We start from the raw sequence: 17,522 nt of genomic DNA, 5'->3' as shown, positions 1-17,522 counted from the left end.
GTTAAAATTTCAATAACATAAAGTATGCGTTTTGTTGGTGTTTAGCCTCGGATTACCCGGATTCAACCCTTTCCGGGGAGGGTACCACCCCCGGAATAGGGGTACCACTCCCCTATATAATCATGCCTGTTTTTGAGGCTAAACTTGATAAACTTCGGAGTATATCAAGTACGTTTTTACGCTCACTTTGACGTAGGGCCGTTTAGCTGACGGGGTTAGGCGAGCAATCCAGGGGGGGAGACTGAAGTATTAAATCCAGCTTCGTTAGACAGCGACAAAATAGGGCCGGCCGGAAGGGTCTTATATCCCCCGGTCGGCGATCCAGCCGGGTCGGACACCTTTACGCCTGGCAATCTAAAAATTAATGGGTGCGCACACCAGTCGATATCCGATAACTTGATATGCACACCCATTTACGCATGATAACCCGATTAGGATGGCCATTAAAGTCCGATAACCTGATATCCAGGGGCGAGAAGGATATAGGGACCGGTCCCAACAGCCATTAATGACTTATAACCGGATTATGGTGGGGGCCGGTGAGCTGTAGACTCTCGCCGCAAAACTCGCTGGTTAGTCCTGAATTCACCCCCATGCTAATAACTTACGACTCCCATTAAGGTGATATTTCAGTAAGTGCTCTCCTGGCACTTCTTACAGTTAGATTTGGAGATGGTAAGCCGGAAGTCTCTCCAGTTCAGCCACCGGCCGCAATTGGTTATTCCGTTGGTTACCCTGGCAGACGGATCAAAGTAGCGGAGCTGGTGTACTACTCTCCCGGAGTTTATCCGGATGTTCCAAATTGTTATAACTTCCATTAAGGCGATATCCACTCCCATTAAGGATCAATAACCTGATATTAACAGGTGTTAAGATTCTAAGGGGGAGTCCTTCCAGATCTTCATCTGCTCCCTCTTCATAATCTGATAATGGTCCGGGCAATAGTCCTTGTCTGGCTCCCCGAACAGCTTCCCGGTATGCAGCCGGCACAGCTTCTTATCGCAGGTCTTACCCGGAGATATTTCAAAGTCGCAGAGAAACTCGTGCTTTCGCTGGCAGTAGTCGCACGGCTCAACCTTGGGAGCCGAAGAGTACTGGACGTGTATTCTTACCGGCTTGCCATCGATTATTACTGTTTTCCATTCACAATAGCGGGGCATTGTCTTACCTCAATCATTAGTTTACTCTCGCTTCATGCCTGCATTTACAACCGGGGCTTACGCTTGTCAACGGGTCAGGACTTCTTTACAGGGTGAGCCCTGAGAGCGGCTTTCCACACCTTCAGGAGTGGGTGCCCTGCATAGATGCAGCGGTCCAGCCAGTACGGGTCCCTAGTTAAGGCCTCCTGGTGCACATAGTGCCCGGCCATGCCGGAACCCATGAAATGGCGGCCCTTCTCCACCTTGCTCCAGCCGACGTAATCCGCCCAGACCGACTGGGGAAGATAGTCTTTACCACCCGGGTCCTTGCACCTGGGGACGAATATTTCCGCCATAGTGGTGAGTCCTCGGCGGATCGAATGCCAGCCCATCCCCTGCCCTTTGAATGCTTTGGGGGTTTCGAGTCCCGCTTTCCCTGCGATCCGGTGGAACATTAAGGAGAGAGCTGCGCCGGAGTGGTGTTTCGGATGATAGGCCAGCAGGACCGGTGTAATTACCGGCGGCATCAGGTGCTTGATAGACCGGCCGCCTTTCACGCCGGGGATGGTTACCGTTTCGTCTGTCAGATTGCGAACGGTGATCTGGCACATGGCCTCGCGCCGGCAGCCGTAGATCGTGGAGAGTGCCAGGTAAAATCTTTCCGCCTCGGTTAGTTTATGCTGGGCGACTATCAGCATCTCCATCTGCCCTGGAGACAGTGTCTGCACAACTGCCTCATAATCCGGAGGGGCGGCGGGGACATCCTCCCTCTCGAAGGTCCACTCGAAAAAGCCGCAGATGGAGTTTAGTTTTTTGAGCCGGGACATTTTTCCCTTTAGCGTGACTTCCGCCTGTCCCTGGTTCCTGAGATAGGCGATGTAGTTGCTAACATCGTCCGCATTTATTCCCTCGGCCTTTCCCACCCATTCCAGGAAATCCCGGGCAATCCCCATGTAGACTTCCACCGTATGGGGTTTCTTGCGCCGGGTGCCGTTCAGACGGTCCTTAAACCGCTTCAGGTAGAATTCTACAGCCTGGTCCACCTTTTTCTTGTTATCCGCGTTCATCAGTACCTTCTCTGGATCTGACCGTCCTTGATCTGGGTTTCCAGTCCCAGGGCGATCCCGATGCGAACGGCATTGACTATGGCCTCGCCGGTTGATTTCTTTTGTTGAGCCGCGAACTTTAAGAGATCGCTGCCGATCAGCGAGCAGTAGCCTACCAGGGGGCCCAATTCCTTCGCAGACAAGGAGTTGATTTTCTGAGTACCGATTGTTTGCAGAGCGCCGATCTCGTCGAGGTCCAGCATCCGCCCCACCTCCCTACCGTATTGTTTCAATCCACGCTCTCGCGTGGAGAGCGACACTTATGGACTCCGGAGTGATGCCCGCCGGCGTTTCGAAGTATCAAGTTAATTCTATACACTTTTCCGGCTATGTCAAGTTAGTTGACCCGCTATGGTATAATAATGGCAAGGTAAGGGGCGAGTCTTATTAGATAAGATTCGCTCTTTTTGTTTAGGGGGTGTGGAGGTGGCCAGTCAGCGTTTGGTAGGACAACTGGGACAGTACTTCGATCTTGCAGCCGATGTCAGGTACAAACATTTGCATATCCCCGTCCGGCACCTGGTCCAGCCGGACGACCCGGAGGTAAAGGAGTTGGCCGATATCCTCTATCAGGCCCCGGATTTCCTTGAGGCCTCCCATGCTTTTGTGTATTCCTTTGCTCAGTATGCCAGGGAAGAGGGAGATTACTGGCGGACTCCGCACGAAACCCTGGAACTTCAGGCTGGCGACTGTGACGACCTTTCGATCCTCCTGTGCAGCATCCTCCGAAAATATATCCCTCCGGAAAAGGTCTATTGCGCGGTCGGCATGTGGACGATCCATGGCAGGAGAGAAGGTCATATGTTCGTTTTAGTAGATGGCGAGGACGGCACGGACCGCATAATCGAAGCGACAGCCCCTCCGGAGATGCCAGTGCAAGGCCGATACGAGCTGTACGCTATCTTCAATGATAAGTATTGTTTTTCCACGCAGGCCGGCTTGAAGCTCTTTGACCTTAAACCGGTGGAGAGGGTACTGGAGGGGGCCGGCAGCCTGGACCATATTCACTGGTAATTCCCTGCTAATATTATTAGCGGAGGCATGATAAAAGGGCTGTCATTATATTAATGGCTGTAATAATATTAGTTGCACCAGAGGAGGTCACCATGCCAAGGAAGACACCCGGGCTATTAAAAGCTCTGCGGACTGCGGATGATGTTTGCAAGATTGCCACCGGCCGCAGGTTAAATGAGGTCATTGCGCGGGGACTGGAGCTCTTCGGCGAGGATATCATTCACCGGGTAGCCATGCAGCCACCCCGGGATCCAGAGGAGATCGCTCGGATAATGCCCTACATGGTGCTGGGAGTAAATCCCGACGCTCCCTCGGCCGTGGTTAAAGCAGCCTGGAAAGCACAGCTCAAGGATTGCCACCCGGATACCAGTACTCCGGATGCGGACAAGGCGGCCCGCATCAATAATGCCTACGATGCCGTCTGCAAGGAAAGGGGTGTCCCGAAGTAATGGACCCGGAGCTGCGGCGCCGTCTGCGTGCCGTCGATCCGGACCTTCGGATTGTGTCCCGGCACGGACGAAAGAAGAAGGGTAAGGGTGTGAATCAACGAGACTGGGAATTAGCTGCCGGCCAACCCTGTCCAAAGTGCGGCCGGGAGGATGTTCGTTTTATTCGCGGAGTTTGCCGGGACTGCCACCATGCCCAGAAAGAGAAGCTGGTAAAACAGGAAGCCAGCCTTACTCCACTCATAAATAATTGTAAAGATAAAAAGCTGGCTTCACGTGTTCAGCGATATTTAGCTAAACTCGACCGGCGAGCTTAGGTTCTTTTGCCTTTGCAGGAATTTACCGCAGAGATAAAATTCCGGCGGACTTCTGCGTTATGGCGGCCACCCATGCCGACGGGCGGCTTTTGATATTTCTGGCCTTTCAACTGACCGGCGACGCAGGCGTTGAAAGCGCTGGGGCGATGGCCTTTCATCCCAACCAGAACCCGAGCTGCCTTGACTTCGATACCCTGTAGATTAAGTTTCATCTGACTCCTCCTCTGATTTTTGATTACATTATGCAAGAGACATTAATGATTGTCGATACCACCCTGTAGATGTATAATAGGGAAAACTTAGTTTAGCTTCAGGGGAACGTGGTGGGGACAGGGAAAGGGAAGACGATCTGGGTTACGGATAAAGAGTACATCTTCATCAAGCAGAGCAAGGATTTGTTCAGCGAGTTCACCGGCGCCAAGATATCCTGGGGCGCCTACCTGGTAATCCTCTCCATGGGCGGGTTAGCCGCGAAGTGTCTGGACGGGGTGAAGCTGCGCTGTCCTGACTGTGAATCGGAAACAGACATGACGCTGTATATGCCTGAGGTTAAACCCCATCGGCGGCCTATATCTCAAAGCTCTGGCTTGCGCAGTCAAACTCCAAAAGACGCTGTTTAACCTCCGGTTTCACCTGTTCCTTGATCTGATCCAGGGCGGCGGCCACCTTGACCGGATCGCCCTCCTGCTGGACCTTTTCCATGCCTTCGGCCAGCTCTTTTTCTCCCTGGGCCTCCAGCTCTTCGTAGTACCAGGGGACGGTAATAGTTAGCATACACTCCCGGCATTTTGCCGTATCTTCACTCTGTACCCATTCGGTCATGGTCTGGAGATTTGGGCAAGCGGTACCGTTGGGGGCAAGAGACGTATCACCTTCCGGCTCTTTCGTATCATCTTTTGCCGTTGGATCCACACCGGTATACCAGCTATTGGCGGCGATATAAGTAGCTTCATCCTGGTCTTTTGCTAAACCGTGCCAGTTCCAGCCCCTTTGCCCATCTTGCACAAGCCAATTCCATCCGCCAGTCTCAATATCCCTATAGACTTCAATCACAAAGTGTCTTTTATTGGTAGGAAATTCCACTGCGTCGGCCTGAATAGCTCCGCCTGGTTCTTTGTACCATATCAGCTTATCCTCAGTTTCCTTCGGTTGTTTAACCTTTACCTGAGGCTGCGGAGGCACGCCTGTCAAGTACTCCGCATTTTTGGGGAGGTTTTGTAAAGTATTCAAATTCCGGATAAACTGGTCAAATGCAGCCTTGTTCTCCGCATCAGTTGTAAATAAATAACCGCCGTTTTGGCTTAGTTTCTGCCGCATTAATGTTTCACGCACCTTTAGTTTATCCATAAAATCAGGCTTTCCTGGTTCCAATCCTGATTCTATATTTGCTTCCTTCAATACCTCGTAATATCCCTTTCCGCTCTTTAACTTGGCAGTTCTAACAGTAATTGCAGGTTGGAAAAATATTTCATCTTCGTCCCAGGTCAGATTTGCTCTCTCGGCAGCATTTTTAAGCACCCTTATCTTCTCGGGTGTGAGATCGGATTTGAAGAAAGCTATGTATCCTTCGTCGGTACCTCTACCGATGTGGTCAGAGCTTAAACCTGAGTGACTTTGTGCTGTCTTAAATCCATGGTCATTCAGATATTTGATGTTGTCAGCTATGCCTGCATCAACCCCACCAATACCTTCAACGTTCTTTGTTATGACTTTAGTTTCTGGCATATTTTTATGCATATTTTCCGGGGTTTCTGCCGCATCTGGTATTATCGTATCAGGTGCGAACGGGTTTTCCTGGGCCAGTTCGGGTGGTATCTTCATCTCGGTAATCTTCTTCCGGCGCGGGGATTTCTTGCCGGCGGTTTTTTCCTTGTGGATATCCTCCAGGGTTTTGTCCCAGTTGAAGAGCACCTTGTAATCCAGAGTCCCCAAGAGTTCCTTCCGGAAGTCCCGGGCCTGGCGAGCGATCACCGGATATTCCTGAGCGTAGAGTCCGCTTTCGTTGGCCTCGACCGTGGTCTTAGGGGCGATGCTTCTAACCCAGTCGATTATTTGGAGGTAGATCTCCGGGTTGGATACCATGGTGATTGTTTCTTCGGCTAAAGCCTCCAGGTCCACCATATGCTTGCTTAAACAGTCACACGGCTTGCCGGCGATCCTCAGTCCTTGCGCTGCATGACGTTCCATCTGGATAAGAACCTTCCCCATCTCCCGGTTCTGGTAATCTACCGTTTCTTTCGTGGTCACGTTGGAGGTGGAGTTGGCGCTGGCCTTCACTTCTACCTTGTTAGGGGCTGGAGTACTCTTTTGCGACTCCTTGAGGATTTCTTTCAGTTCGGCCATGTATTCGGACTTGTCCTTCGGTCGGGATAACATTTTCTCGAAGGGGATTCTTTCGACTAAGTAAGCTGCCGCAGCTAACCAGTTTATACCCACGTCCTTCACCTCCACCCTGTTTTGTTTACCGTAATGTTTCAATCCACGCCCTCGCAGGGCGAACAACTACCGCTTAAGCCTCATAATATAAGCCGCTTTACTGTTTGTCAATAACTGGCGGGATATTTACATTTTCTTTACGTTGTTGTATGTTATGGTTAAGTATAAAGTGGAGGTGGTGGTGTGGCTACCAAGGAAAAGGTCCTCAGCGTCCTGAATGCCCAGGGTGGAGCAATCTCTCTCAAACAGTTATCCTCTATCATCGGCGAGCCTCAAGGGAATTTCTTTACTCAGCTTCAGCGCATGCAGAAAGCTAATCCCCCGTTGGTCCTTCAGGACGATAGCAAGAATTGGGAGATCACGGAAGTCGGGCGTCAAAGCCTACAGCAGGCACAGGACGAAGATGAGCGGCCTCCGGACGAGGTTTTAAGGGCCTCCGATGAGCCGGTAGCGGTCATTAGCGAGTACCAGAAGTTCATGCAGCTGGGCCGGCAGTCCGGTATCAGCAACCAGCCTCTCCTGAAGGCGACCTGTGACCATGTTTGGGCCGGCGACTTCCATGATTTGGAATGGGTCCATGCAGCTCTGATCCAGGCCAATATCTCCCCGGACTTGGCCAACCGCTGGGTGGCTTTTTGGGGCAGCTATCTTAAGAAAGCGATCCCTCCAGAACTGGAAGAGAAGATGACTGGCTCCAGAGTCGGGAGGGACGGCCAGGTGACCGAGGGCAAAACCTTCCGCTCAAAAATGACTCATATCATCGATCAAACAACCGGCCTGCCCCTCTGGGTCGGAGAAGGGCAAGGTGATTATACCTACGACGATGCCAAGGATCTCTCTCGGCAGTTCCTCGCCTCTCGGTCTCGGTCTGTTGTTGCCGCCAACTCCGGCCCGCAGCCGGATTCCATTGACCAGGCTTTGAAGATCATGGAGTTCGTCAAGGCACAGAAAGCAGAGGAGGGTGGAGGCGCCACGCCGCCGCGAAGCTATCTGATCAAAATGAATCCCGATGGCACATCTTCCGTGGAAGAGGTGGACCCGGGCAAGCCTACAGTTGTCCAGGTCGGCGCAGCCGCAACGCCGGCGCAGGGTTCAGCCGGGCTAACAAGTCAGGTGGATCAGATTATGGCACTGGTTAATGCCCTGGTCTCCCTGGGGGTCGTAGTTAAGCCCGGACAGAATCCCGCTCTTCCACCGCAGAAGGTGATCTACCTGGATAAGGACGGTAAGCCGATTGAAGCACCTCCCGGACAACCCATTGTTATCTACCGCGATTCTCCGGCGCAAACTCCTGCCCCTGCCGGCATCGCTCTACCGGGAGCCAACGGGGAACCGGGTCCAGTCCTGAATATCGCTCAACTGGACGCCTACTTTAAGATTGAGGACTGGAGAGACAGGCGGCGCCGCGAAGAGGAAGCTCACCAAAGCCGCCAGGACCTCATTAAATCGGTGTCAAAGGCCGTCCCGGACGTGCTGAAGGGGGCTCAGGATTACCTCTCGTCCAGGAAGGAGGCTCCCAATGGGAATGAGTGAGGCCTTCTTTTTCATGTTCCTGCGAAACAAGCGTAAAGATTTTGTAAAAGGCTTTCGGGAGTGGCTGGGACAAAACTCCCTGGAAGAGCTGAAGTCCATGATCCAGAACGGAGAGTTTCCGGCACTGAAAGAGGAGTGGGTAAACAACTGCATTCCCTATAAAGGGGGTATTAAGGCCATTCCCTTTCCGATGTTTTTTGAGTTTATCGCCGAAGCCAGCCCGGAGCTGGCGGACCATATCAACTCCCTGGGTTATGAAGGCGGGGTCTACCTGGGGGAATTGCGCAATTACTTCATCGAGTGCCTGGATCATCCGGAGAACATGCGAGTCACCACAGGGACGCCGGCAGCCGAGCCGGATGCGGCGACGGTTATAGCCACCTGCGATAAATGCGGCAAGACTGTCCCGATCAAAAAGAGTGACCTGGACCAGAGCCAGGTGTGCCCGTTCTGCAATGCTTGATAGGGGTATTGACAAACTCGGGTCGGATATGTAAAGTGTAGTTAATTTAAAAAAGAGGGCGAGCTCTTTAGTTCGTCCTCTTTTTCTTTGAGGATGCGCGGAGGTGGGGAATGACAGAAATCGTCGGTTTCACACTCGACCAACTTGCCACTGATATCGAAGCACTGGAGCAGTATATCGCCGGGGGCGGGGCATTGCAGCTAAACATTTGCACCGAGGATATCCCCACCGAAGCGGATCTGGCCAGCCTGGTTCTTAATGCGGAGCAGGCAGGCTTTGCCATGACTTTTCCTGAAGTCAGTTTGCAGTCTGGAGTGCCGACTACCAGCTTCACACTCTCCGGGAGCACCCCCCGGTCCAACTACTTGGGAGCCGGGATCCCTACCGGACAATGGCAGGTTTTGATCCCCTTGCTAACCCCTCTGGCCACAATCGGCATTATAGCTTACGGGATCACGAAGGTCGGGGATATCAGTAAGGCCATTATGCCGATCCTCCTGGTCGCCGGCGGCATTATGGTTGTCAGCATTGCCCTTTTGCGGCGGCCGGCCGAGAGATACCTGGAGCGTGGGGGGCGGGTACCTTATCTTCCCAGCACCGTCACTCTGAATAACATCCCGGCAACTGTGTCAGGGACTAAAATTAAAGACATCGATATCCCCTCGGGGGACCTCAAACTATCTCTGCCGACTGCCGGCATCTGGTTGCTGCTGGCCTATGACGACGAGATTGATCATACCACCAAAGTTATTAAGACCTGGCTGATATCGGATGTGCAGGATATTAATAATAACTTTGCCGACGGCGTCCCCTTTTCGCTTCTGGAGAATGCCGTTAAAAAGGTTCCCCAGCTCGAAAAGGTAATCTTTGACCAGAGCATTGAGACGGGAAAAACGGAGCCTTTCTTGATCGAGACGAATCGCAAGGCACGGAAATGCCGCTTCACGCTTAACGGTGAAGTCAAAGAGGTCGCGTGCTATTACATGGTGAAGGTGGTCAAGGCCCGCAGCTCTACCGTCTATGGGGGGCGGCTGAATCCTAAGGAGTATCTCCCTTCTGTGGTTGATTTGCCGGACTGCACGCCTCTTTTAGAGAACCTGCCGGCAACTAGGCAGAAGCGGAAATACATCTATGCATTGACCAACTTCAACAGCGGCTATTATTTTACGCCCGATTTTAGTTATGAGAGGCAGGGAACTGCCCTGGATATCCTTGCTAAAGCGAAAGGGGCCGGCGAGTCCACGATCCAGATTTGGAATGACGCCCAAACCGGATACTGGAAGCAGTTCGGCTATAAGGAGGCCAAGCAGAGCATCAGCATTGCCGAAGCCGAGAAGCTGCTAGGCGTAGCACGGAAAGAAGAGGTGGACCAGGGTAGGGACCCCGACCGGCCTGCGATCACTCTCGTTGAGTACACGCCCTACAAGCGAATCCGCAATATTAAAGGTCTGTATTTCCCGGCCACGGTGCAGACTGAATTCCAGAAAGCGAAGGAGACCTGGGACAAGAGCGGCGAGAAAGAGCGTGAGAGAATCCTTATCCATATCGGTTATTTCCCGTCCGAAAGATTCTTCGATTGGAATGAGCTCCGACAGGACCGGAAAATCTGGATAGTCGATTATTTTAAAGAAGAGCACCCTGGGTTGTTTGAGGGTTTAACCCCGAGCAAAAAGACAGCTACAGGGTACATGACCACCAATCCACCCTCCCCGATCGAGCACAACGGATTGCAATACTACGTTCACATGACGTTTCCCACCCGGATGGAGGCTGAGGAAGAGGCTGAGGGTTTAAGAGGTTCCGGTTCCCCCAGTAAAATCCTGGTGAAACCCTGGGAAGGCGGCTATGTAGTTTATGAGCACCCTTTGACCTGGGATGAGGAAAAGGAGGTATTTGTCCCGGACACTGTCCATGGCTGGATGAAGACCCCGCCTCTGGATTTCATTGAGGTCGAGGGTGTGGTCTATCGCAGGCATATTAATTTTCCCACCCGCAAGGAAGCCGAAGAGGCGGCAGCCGGGCTGAAGCACTGTAAGATCCTCATCCGGCCCTGGGAGGGGGGATTCGTGCTGTATAAATACATGTCACCTGCTGTCCGTGATTTTAAGCCAGGTGAGCATACACAAAATCTCATAGAGAGCGTCCGAGACGAAAAAGAGGCTATCGCTATGTATCATGATTTTGCCGATATGGCGGATGAGATGGGGGACCAGACAACTGCCGATCTGTACCGGCACGTGGCCGCAGAGGAAGAACATCATGCTGAAGAATTCGGGCAGCGACTGACCGAATTAGGCGGGGCTCTCAAATACGAACCGGTCACCGCGGAGTTCATGGCCGAGACCATAGCGGTCAGCGGCTATAAAGATAAACTGGACCAGGCTTTCCAGGAAGCTATCCAGAGGGCGAGGGGGTAAGCGATGGATATTCCAACCAACGCCTGCATCCGGACCGATCCCCGCTGGGACAAGGCCGTGCGGCATCTGGGGTATGAACCGGTAGATATCTTACCGGAAAATGCCGGCAGTCTTCGGACGGATGCTGATTTGATAAGCGAATCCCAGGAGAAGTTAGCCCGGGTAAAGATTGTTCCGGACGCTCAACTCACTCCCCGGCAGATGGCGACGCTCTCCCTCATCCGGGAGATCAACCATCGCAATGCGCGAGTGAGAGATATTCATGCCGCGGAGATCCCGCCGGCCAGCGATCGAGTTCGAACCGCCGGCATGTATGGCCGTCATGATCAAAACGTTTATATCAGCACGGATCAACTGGAGGCCGGCAGCCAGGCAGTAAGTACCTGCATTCACGAAATGTCCCATCATCAGACTGGCAAAGGGGATGGTGAGGAGAGGCACGAGGAAGTGATCGGCTCCATGGCGGCAGCAATAGTAGACCAGGTTTCTCGCGGGGATTATGACCAGTATTTAAAAAATCCGGAATTCGTCTGGTAAGGAGCGCACCGTGAAGTACAAGGAGATGTACTGATGGATAATGGCGCGAAAGTTGCACTGGCAGCCGGGCTCGGTCTGGTTGGCTACGGTCTGTATGAGTATATCAAGCGCGGCGGGGGTGGGGGCGGTCCGGTTCCTGAAGATCATATGTTCCAGGATCTGATGATTGCCAGCGGGATACAGACTGTAATGGCAGAGAGCCAGGTGACCATCAAGGGCAGCTTCCAGCATAAGGGACCCTCGGGCACCATGCGAGTGATCGTGGATATCGGTCATGTGCCTTTTGCCTCTTTAACCGGGGACAGTGGGTACAAGAATTACGCCGTATCCAAATCGGCCGATTGGAAGAGCTACAGCTGGACGGTTACCGTTGATCTGACAGGCGCTACCGGCAGCATCCATTCGCCCTGGGATGTCAAGGCGCGGGTTTGGGATGTGGCAGGAGCCCGAACGGTTGCGGAGAAGACCCGGACCGGCATTATCAATGTTACCACCAAGATCTCCAGGATAAACTACAGCGTCTCTCCATCCGGCAGCGGCTATTTTACCAGGGGCGGAACGTACGGGTCCGAAGTCGGCACCATTGAGAGCGGGGAAAACTATGACTGGATCGAGGTCCAGGTCGTTGAGCGTCCCGGCTGGGCCTTTGACCACTGGGAGGGCACGGCCGAGTTAATGCATGCGGCCAACATAAATCCCAACCTGGTTAAAAATATAGACTGCACGCTTAAAGCGGTCTTTGTTCAATCCTCCGCCAAGGCGCACTGGATATTTTCTACGGTGAACGCCGGGAGCAACTGCCTGACCGTGATCTCCATCAAGGTCAACGGAGTGGAGAAATACAACTGGACGGTCGGCGATCACCCGGATATCTTCTTCGACATCGGCGATGAAGTGGTACTGGAGTGCTATGACGCCTGGAACCAGACCGGGACAGTCTTCGATCACTGGGCGCTGGACGGCAATAATATCGGCAACGGCAATCCCGTTCTGTTCCGGATAACCGATGCCGTAAGTCATACCATCAAGGCGGTGCGCCGCCGGATATAGGAGGGTGTTATGATCTACCTGAAAGTAAAGAGTGTCCCTTCCAGCGTGAAAAGCTGGATCGTTGCTTTCATCAAAAGTGATGGACATATGGTGAGTTCGAGTGCCACCCTGGCAAAGACCACGACGTACACCGGATTTAATCCGGGCGGCCAGACCTATCCCCAGGTGGTTATGGTGGGCTATTCCTCTAACCCGGGTTCTACTCCGGATGCCGACGATGCCCTCTCTTCTTACGTCCTGGACAATGTGTACTTGAAAGAGGGATCCATCTATGTCTACAACTGGTCAAAGCGAACCCTCGCGGAGGAGGAGCCCGAGGACCCGGAAGATCCGGAAGACCCGGAGGATCCCGGGGATCCTGAAGAGCCGGTGGAGATGAAGGATCGCAGGGGATGGCTTGTTGGCGCAGGAATAGCGCTCGTGGCGGTAGCCGCGCTTTTCGGCAAGCGCTAACAGGGGATAAAATTCCCTCTTGACAAACCTAAATCGAATATGTAAAGTATAGTTAATTTGAGGGGGGGTGGAGGTTTCTGGCTAGGAAAGCACAGGGACTTCACCCCCCCTTTTCTTTTTAGCCAAAATCTCCACCAACCTTAAGAATTTAGGAATTAGTTCAATAGCGGGGCGAGCACCGGCGATTTTGCGATCGGCGGCTCGCCCCGCTTTCGTTTAACCCGGTGCTCCCCTCCTCCGCAAGGTAGGGTCGATCGGAGGGAAGATCAATATAAGGAGGTGCAAAATGCTTAGAATTCAAGACACTGGCAGTTTGGTTTACGGCGGTCTGGTGACCGGTACCCAATGGTGGGATGAGAAACGCATCAGCGAAGGGAAACTCGCGGCTGCGGATACCTGGAAGAAGTTTTCCACCTGGACCTATCTCGGCGTAGGGTTGATCGCTACCCTGATGAGCGCTTTCGGCTGGATGCGGAGATACGAAAGCTGGGCTGAGAATGTTTCCCACGGATTCTTCTTCTACCTGCCGATTTTCGCCCGGGAAGTGATCGGCACCATGGAGGGCGCGTCAACCGGGGGGTCCAGAGCAGTTGCTGAGGCTACCCGCATACTGACCGCTCGCAGATCCAACAATGCCCTGGCAGCCGGCGGAATGAATACCCAGAGGTCCTATCAGCCGGAGTTCAATCAAGCTCAGGTGTTCTAAAATATAAAAATTTAGCCAGAAGGAGGTATACACTGATGGCTAGCAAGAATTATATCGTACTCAAGGAAAGGTTGACCTTTTCCGAGGAAAAGGATTATAAGGTCAAGGCCCTGTCGGCCGGACTGGAGAGATGCGGGGTGAAGGGTATCGGAGAGATCGCCGCCGATATTCCGGCCCTCCAAAATATCCCTGTTAACAATAAGGCAGATCGGGTTAGGGCTATAGCCACCTATCTGGCCGGCGGCCTCTGGCCAAGAACCATTGACCAGCGGCAGCTCGCTCCCCTGACCGACCTGGTGGTCCCCACCGGTCTGGATGACTGGCTGACTGCCGCTCTGGCAGTTGTCGGCAACCCCTACTCCTGTTTTCAGGCTGTACCTGCGCCGCAGACAATCCAGGGTAAGCTGTTGGTCCTTTGGGGCATCAGCGTAGAAACAGTTCCCATCCCGGTATCCCGGCTGATCATCCGCAAGGGTGGCGCGGCCGGCAATATTTTGGCCCAGTACGACTTGCAGGAGCTGGCAGTTGCCGAGAATGCAGTGGCTGTCTTCTCTGAGCCGGTTGTTATTGATCCCCAGGATATCTTCGCCGTTCAGGTGCGCGCCAGCATTGCCACCGGTGCGGCAGCCCGCGTTTACATCCATAACTATCTCTTTGAAAACGCCGGCCAGGTAATCGCCTAATAAACCATTTTAACCATGGGGAGGGTGTACACCCTCCCCATATTCTCGCTCTCTCTGGAGGGCGTGGATCGCACCAAGCAAACAGACTATCGAGCACAGCCAATTTCAAGGATGGAGGAGGTCCTCCAAAATTTAGAGGAGGTATGAAAAATGGCTGACCAGTATACCAAGAGTGTCCATAACTCAATTCGAGGGCACAGCGGAGCTAACTGGCTTCTTTGGCCCGCTACCACTGGCGTTCCCGCTGTCGGCGCAGTGCTGACTTCCGGCGCTGGAGCCTGGGGCGCAGCCGCGGATATCATCGCGGCCGCCGCTATCGCTGCCGAGCACTGGATCGGGGGTTTCTTTGTTGACACCTTCGGCGTCGCTCAGATCTTCGAAATACAGATCGGCAACGCCACTCCGGCCACCGGTACCTTCTACGAGGCCCGGCTTGACCCCACCGCTGTCACCGCCAACCTGGGCTTCCTCCCACTGCCCTACCCGAAATGGAGAGCAGGGGGCGCCCAGACTTCCGGACGCGCCGGCGGCGCAGCAGCCAAGGTAGTGGGTGTTTCAGCACTCTACTCTCTGGCCCTTTAACAGAGTGCGGAAGACGAAAAGGAGTCGGACGTGATTAAAGCCTTACGCGAGCTACATCAGATCCAGAGTGGGTTCGAGGCCGCCGATACAATGCTGAAGCAGTCTATCGGGGTGGAGACCTGCATTTCTGGCTGCGGCCAGTGCTGCATGCACAACGTGCCCTACTGGCGTACGATCGAGGCCATCAATGCCGTATCGGTCCTATTGGGGACCGATAGGCTCAAGAAGGCTGTTAGTATTGCTGAAGGCTGGCTCCTGGAACACCACAAAGAGGCAGCGAGTTACGAGGGGATGCAGGTAGGCCTTGCATCCCCTCGTATTCACCAGGAATGGCTGGACCTGCGGCTTACCCAGTGCCCCTTCCTGGATGAAAAGAGGGCGTGCCTGATTCACGAAGTGCGGCCTTTGGTCTGCATGGCCAGGGGAGTCACCCTGTCGGCAGTAGAAGAATGTCCTCGCCCGGCCGGGAGGGGAGAGACCTTAACTCAGCACCAGATCGCAATATCGCCCCGGTTAAGACAACGTATGATCGAATATTGGGCGGAATGCAAGGCCAAGAATCAAGAGTGGGGGATCGCCAGTTTCGTGCCCACTCTACTGTACCGGGCCGTCGAGCCCGTTAAATTTAAACAACTGGTACTCGACAACCAGGTCGCCAGCGCTAAGGTAATCGGGGTAGATTACGAGGTTTGCCTGTTCTGGCAACCTGACCTGGACGCGCTGCGTGCCGGGATCAGCCCCGACCTGGTTGTGGCCAAGGCGGGCCGTATGTAACAAGCCAGAGCCGGGATTTCAGCCGGCTTAACAACAGAATATTATTTCCACTCTGATGTGAGTGAGAAAAAGGAGAAGGGAAATGTCTGATACCAGTACTGCCGCCTACAAAGCGGCCCTGGCGATGGAGCCTATCGCCAGAAAAGGTTATTACGTTCACATCTACGCCTACAAAAGAGATTTTTTCCGGAAAGTCACTGACTATGAGGCCATTCCTCCCTTTCAGTGCATCGATCTCTGCAATCCCATTGGCGCCGGAGCTGCGGCCTTGGCTGCGCAGACCCAGGGCGCCAAGTTCAACGTCACCCTCCTGGACATGAAGGATGAGGAGTTCGGGCAATTCCGCTGGTACCCGGAGGACCCTGCACAGATCCGTCTGTACCTACCCGCAGGTGTCGCCAAGTGGCAGCTCAAGAATGTTTCAGTGGGAATTACCCCGGATATCGTTCACCGCGACCCGACCCTGGTAAGCACCGAGATTTGCGTCTGGGAAGATGAACGGCCGGCACTGGAGGCCATGAACTACTCTGACTATCCACTGAACGCGATCCGGATCATAGCCACCGGTTATCGCTACCGTGTTGAAGAAGTCAAGAACCAGACCATTTTGGACAAACTGGCGGCCGAGGAGATATTCGCGGTCCCGGTAATCTGCGCCGGCTGGGCATAATACAGAGTATTAAAGGGAGGAATAGTATGTTAACCGAACTGAGAAAGGGCATCGTACGGCAGGGAGCCGTAGTTAACCTGGCTGCTGCCGGTGCTGCCGCTGCGGCAGCCGTATATCAGGTCAGCAATTTTAATCAGCAACTCGGCACGAAGTCATTCAAGGCCTTGAAACTGAAGGTCCGCAACAATGCGGCCGGGGACACCTGGGTCAATATCGGCACCGGCGCCGGCGGTGCTTTTGCGGCAACCATGCCCGCCAAGCGAATTTTAAATAATATGGACGAGGAATTCGACCTGGGCGGCGTCGAGCATTTTGCCGATATGACTGTCTTCGCGGATGCACTGGCCATCGGCACTAGTCTGGATCTTCAGGCCATCGTGGAAGAGGTGGGGTAGACTGACCGAGATAAATAGAGGTGTGATATGGCAGACGATAAAGCCAAAAATGTTGAGAAACTGGGTATCATAATCGGCAGTTCGACCCTGGCTGCTACCGTAGCCATGCTGCTGAAGCCCTCCAGGGCCAGCGCCTCTGGAACGCTCGCCCTGGATGAAGCCGCAATGACGCTGCTGGCCGCAATCGCCACCTCCTCGGTCGGCATCGAGGACAAGCTGGAACTGCTCAGCCAGATATTAGAGGCCCTTAAGGGTATTAATGGGGAGGGGGGACTCGCCGTTCCACCGGAATACCCCAACAATCAGAGCATGACCGTGGCCGCGACACAGGGCACGCTGGCGAACACTCCCTACAGGCTCCCGGAGATAGAGATACCGGAAGGCCGGTCCCTGGTAATCAAAGGGGATCCCGGCAATGCCGGCCTGGTCAGAGTGGGATTTTCGGTCTCGTCTTCGGTCCACCCTCTTCAGAGCTGGCCGCTGCGAGCCAACGAAGCCGTATCCTACCGGATCAAAAACTCCAAGGAGTTGTATGTCAGCTTCACGATCGCGAATGAGATCGCCTACTTCACAGTTGAACAAGATTAAGGGGGATTACCATGGCAGATATCGGATCTGTACCCGGGTTAGATAAAGGACTGCTATCGCAGTACGCCAGGGTGACCGCCGTCGTGTCCCCTACCCAGTGCCGGATATCTCTGGCGGGTAGTGGGGACAACTTTTTTGCGGGGTATTATGCGGCAGTGGTCAGAAAAGCCGACGGCACGGTCACTGCGCCCCATGGAGAACAAGTGCTGATAG

Annotated in this window: 20 protein-coding genes; 16 read left to right on the top strand and 4 right to left on the bottom strand. The window is 53.7% G+C overall.

Going from position 1 to position 17,522, the window contains the following annotated elements; translation table 11 throughout:
- Window positions 1-1,234 precede the first annotated feature (1,234 nt).
- Window positions 1,235-2,206, bottom strand: coding sequence for a phage integrase N-terminal SAM-like domain-containing protein (locus PHD44_RS10215; RefSeq protein WP_300191221.1), 972 nt, complete (start codon window positions 2,204-2,206; stop codon window positions 1,235-1,237).
- A complete protein-coding gene (locus PHD44_RS10210; protein ID WP_300191218.1) occupies window positions 2,206-2,448 on the bottom strand; it encodes a hypothetical protein in 243 nt (80 codons plus the stop codon). The genes PHD44_RS10215 and PHD44_RS10210 overlap by 1 nt, the downstream gene beginning before the upstream one ends.
- Window positions 2,449-2,671: 223 nt before the next feature.
- Between PHD44_RS10210 and PHD44_RS10205 the strand changes: the two genes are divergently transcribed.
- Entirely contained in the window at window positions 2,672-3,259 is a 588-nt protein-coding gene (locus PHD44_RS10205; protein ID WP_300191215.1) for a hypothetical protein, read from the top strand.
- A gap of 92 nt (window positions 3,260-3,351) precedes the next feature.
- Window positions 3,352-3,708, top strand: coding sequence for a J domain-containing protein (locus PHD44_RS10200; RefSeq protein ID WP_300191212.1), 357 nt, complete (start codon window positions 3,352-3,354; stop codon window positions 3,706-3,708).
- Window positions 3,709-4,018: 310 nt separating this feature from the next.
- Here PHD44_RS10200 and PHD44_RS10195 read toward each other — a convergent pair whose 3' ends face one another.
- Both PHD44_RS10195 and PHD44_RS10190 read right to left on the bottom strand, forming a co-directional pair.
- Window positions 4,019-4,234, bottom strand: coding sequence for a hypothetical protein (locus PHD44_RS10195; protein ID WP_300191210.1), 216 nt, complete (start codon window positions 4,232-4,234; stop codon window positions 4,019-4,021).
- A gap of 355 nt (window positions 4,235-4,589) precedes the next feature.
- Window positions 4,590-6,500 (bottom strand): hypothetical protein, encoded by a 1,911-nt coding sequence (locus PHD44_RS10190; RefSeq protein WP_300191207.1) that lies wholly within the window; start codon window positions 6,498-6,500, stop codon window positions 4,590-4,592.
- Window positions 6,501-6,641: 141 nt separating this feature from the next.
- Here PHD44_RS10190 and PHD44_RS10185 point away from each other — a divergent pair, with 141 nt between their 5' ends.
- The 14 genes from PHD44_RS10185 to PHD44_RS10120 form a co-directional block, all read left to right on the top strand.
- Window positions 6,642-7,991, top strand: coding sequence for a hypothetical protein (locus PHD44_RS10185; RefSeq protein ID WP_300191204.1), 1,350 nt, complete (start codon window positions 6,642-6,644; stop codon window positions 7,989-7,991).
- The gene (locus PHD44_RS10180; RefSeq protein WP_300191201.1) at window positions 7,978-8,454 is read left to right on the top strand and encodes a hypothetical protein; all 477 of its coding nucleotides are present in this window, start codon (window positions 7,978-7,980) and stop codon (window positions 8,452-8,454) included. Before PHD44_RS10185 ends, PHD44_RS10180 begins: the two co-directional genes overlap by 14 nt.
- A 110-nt stretch (window positions 8,455-8,564) precedes the next feature.
- Complete coding sequence (locus PHD44_RS10175) at window positions 8,565-10,871, top strand: ferritin-like domain-containing protein (protein WP_300191199.1); 2,307 nt, start codon at window positions 8,565-8,567, stop codon at window positions 10,869-10,871.
- Between the two features lie 3 nt (window positions 10,872-10,874).
- On the top strand, window positions 10,875-11,408 hold the full coding sequence (locus PHD44_RS10170; RefSeq protein ID WP_300191196.1) for a hypothetical protein: 534 nt from the start codon (window positions 10,875-10,877) through the stop codon (window positions 11,406-11,408).
- Window positions 11,409-11,441: 33 nt separating this feature from the next.
- Complete coding sequence (locus PHD44_RS10165; protein WP_300191194.1) at window positions 11,442-12,458, top strand: hypothetical protein; 1,017 nt, start codon at window positions 11,442-11,444, stop codon at window positions 12,456-12,458.
- 9 nt (window positions 12,459-12,467) lie between these two features.
- Window positions 12,468-12,911: a hypothetical protein gene (locus PHD44_RS10160; protein WP_300191192.1), complete on the top strand. Its 444-nt coding sequence runs from the start codon at window positions 12,468-12,470 to the stop codon at window positions 12,909-12,911.
- A gap of 286 nt (window positions 12,912-13,197) precedes the next feature.
- Window positions 13,198-13,617: a hypothetical protein gene (locus PHD44_RS10155; RefSeq protein WP_300191190.1), complete on the top strand. Its 420-nt coding sequence runs from the start codon at window positions 13,198-13,200 to the stop codon at window positions 13,615-13,617.
- A 35-nt stretch (window positions 13,618-13,652) separates the two neighbouring features.
- On the top strand, window positions 13,653-14,300 hold the full coding sequence (locus PHD44_RS10150; RefSeq protein WP_300191188.1) for a hypothetical protein: 648 nt from the start codon (window positions 13,653-13,655) through the stop codon (window positions 14,298-14,300).
- A 150-nt stretch (window positions 14,301-14,450) separates the two neighbouring features.
- On the top strand, window positions 14,451-14,882 hold the full coding sequence (locus tag PHD44_RS10145; protein ID WP_300191185.1) for a hypothetical protein: 432 nt from the start codon (window positions 14,451-14,453) through the stop codon (window positions 14,880-14,882).
- Between the two features lie 30 nt (window positions 14,883-14,912).
- Window positions 14,913-15,656 carry a YkgJ family cysteine cluster protein gene (locus tag PHD44_RS10140; RefSeq protein ID WP_300191182.1) on the top strand — a complete coding sequence of 248 codons (744 nt, stop codon included), beginning with the start codon at window positions 14,913-14,915 and terminating at the stop codon, window positions 15,654-15,656.
- Between the two features lie 82 nt (window positions 15,657-15,738).
- Window positions 15,739-16,326 (top strand): hypothetical protein, encoded by a 588-nt coding sequence (locus PHD44_RS10135; RefSeq protein WP_300191180.1) that lies wholly within the window; start codon window positions 15,739-15,741, stop codon window positions 16,324-16,326.
- A gap of 26 nt (window positions 16,327-16,352) precedes the next feature.
- On the top strand, window positions 16,353-16,721 hold the full coding sequence (locus PHD44_RS10130) for a hypothetical protein (protein ID WP_300191177.1): 369 nt from the start codon (window positions 16,353-16,355) through the stop codon (window positions 16,719-16,721).
- Window positions 16,722-16,748: 27 nt separating this feature from the next.
- On the top strand, window positions 16,749-17,309 hold the full coding sequence (locus PHD44_RS10125) for a hypothetical protein (protein WP_300191175.1): 561 nt from the start codon (window positions 16,749-16,751) through the stop codon (window positions 17,307-17,309).
- A gap of 11 nt (window positions 17,310-17,320) precedes the next feature.
- Window positions 17,321-17,522 (top strand): hypothetical protein (locus tag PHD44_RS10120; protein WP_300191173.1); only part of this gene is annotated, 202 nt, incomplete at its 3' end.

It is taken from the genome of Halothiobacillus sp. (genome assembly GCF_028710545.1).
Classification (GTDB): Bacteria; Pseudomonadota; Gammaproteobacteria; order Halothiobacillales; family Halothiobacillaceae; genus Halothiobacillus.
Note: the sequence above shows the minus strand (reverse complement) of the source record. Positions and strands in the feature narration are given on the sequence as shown.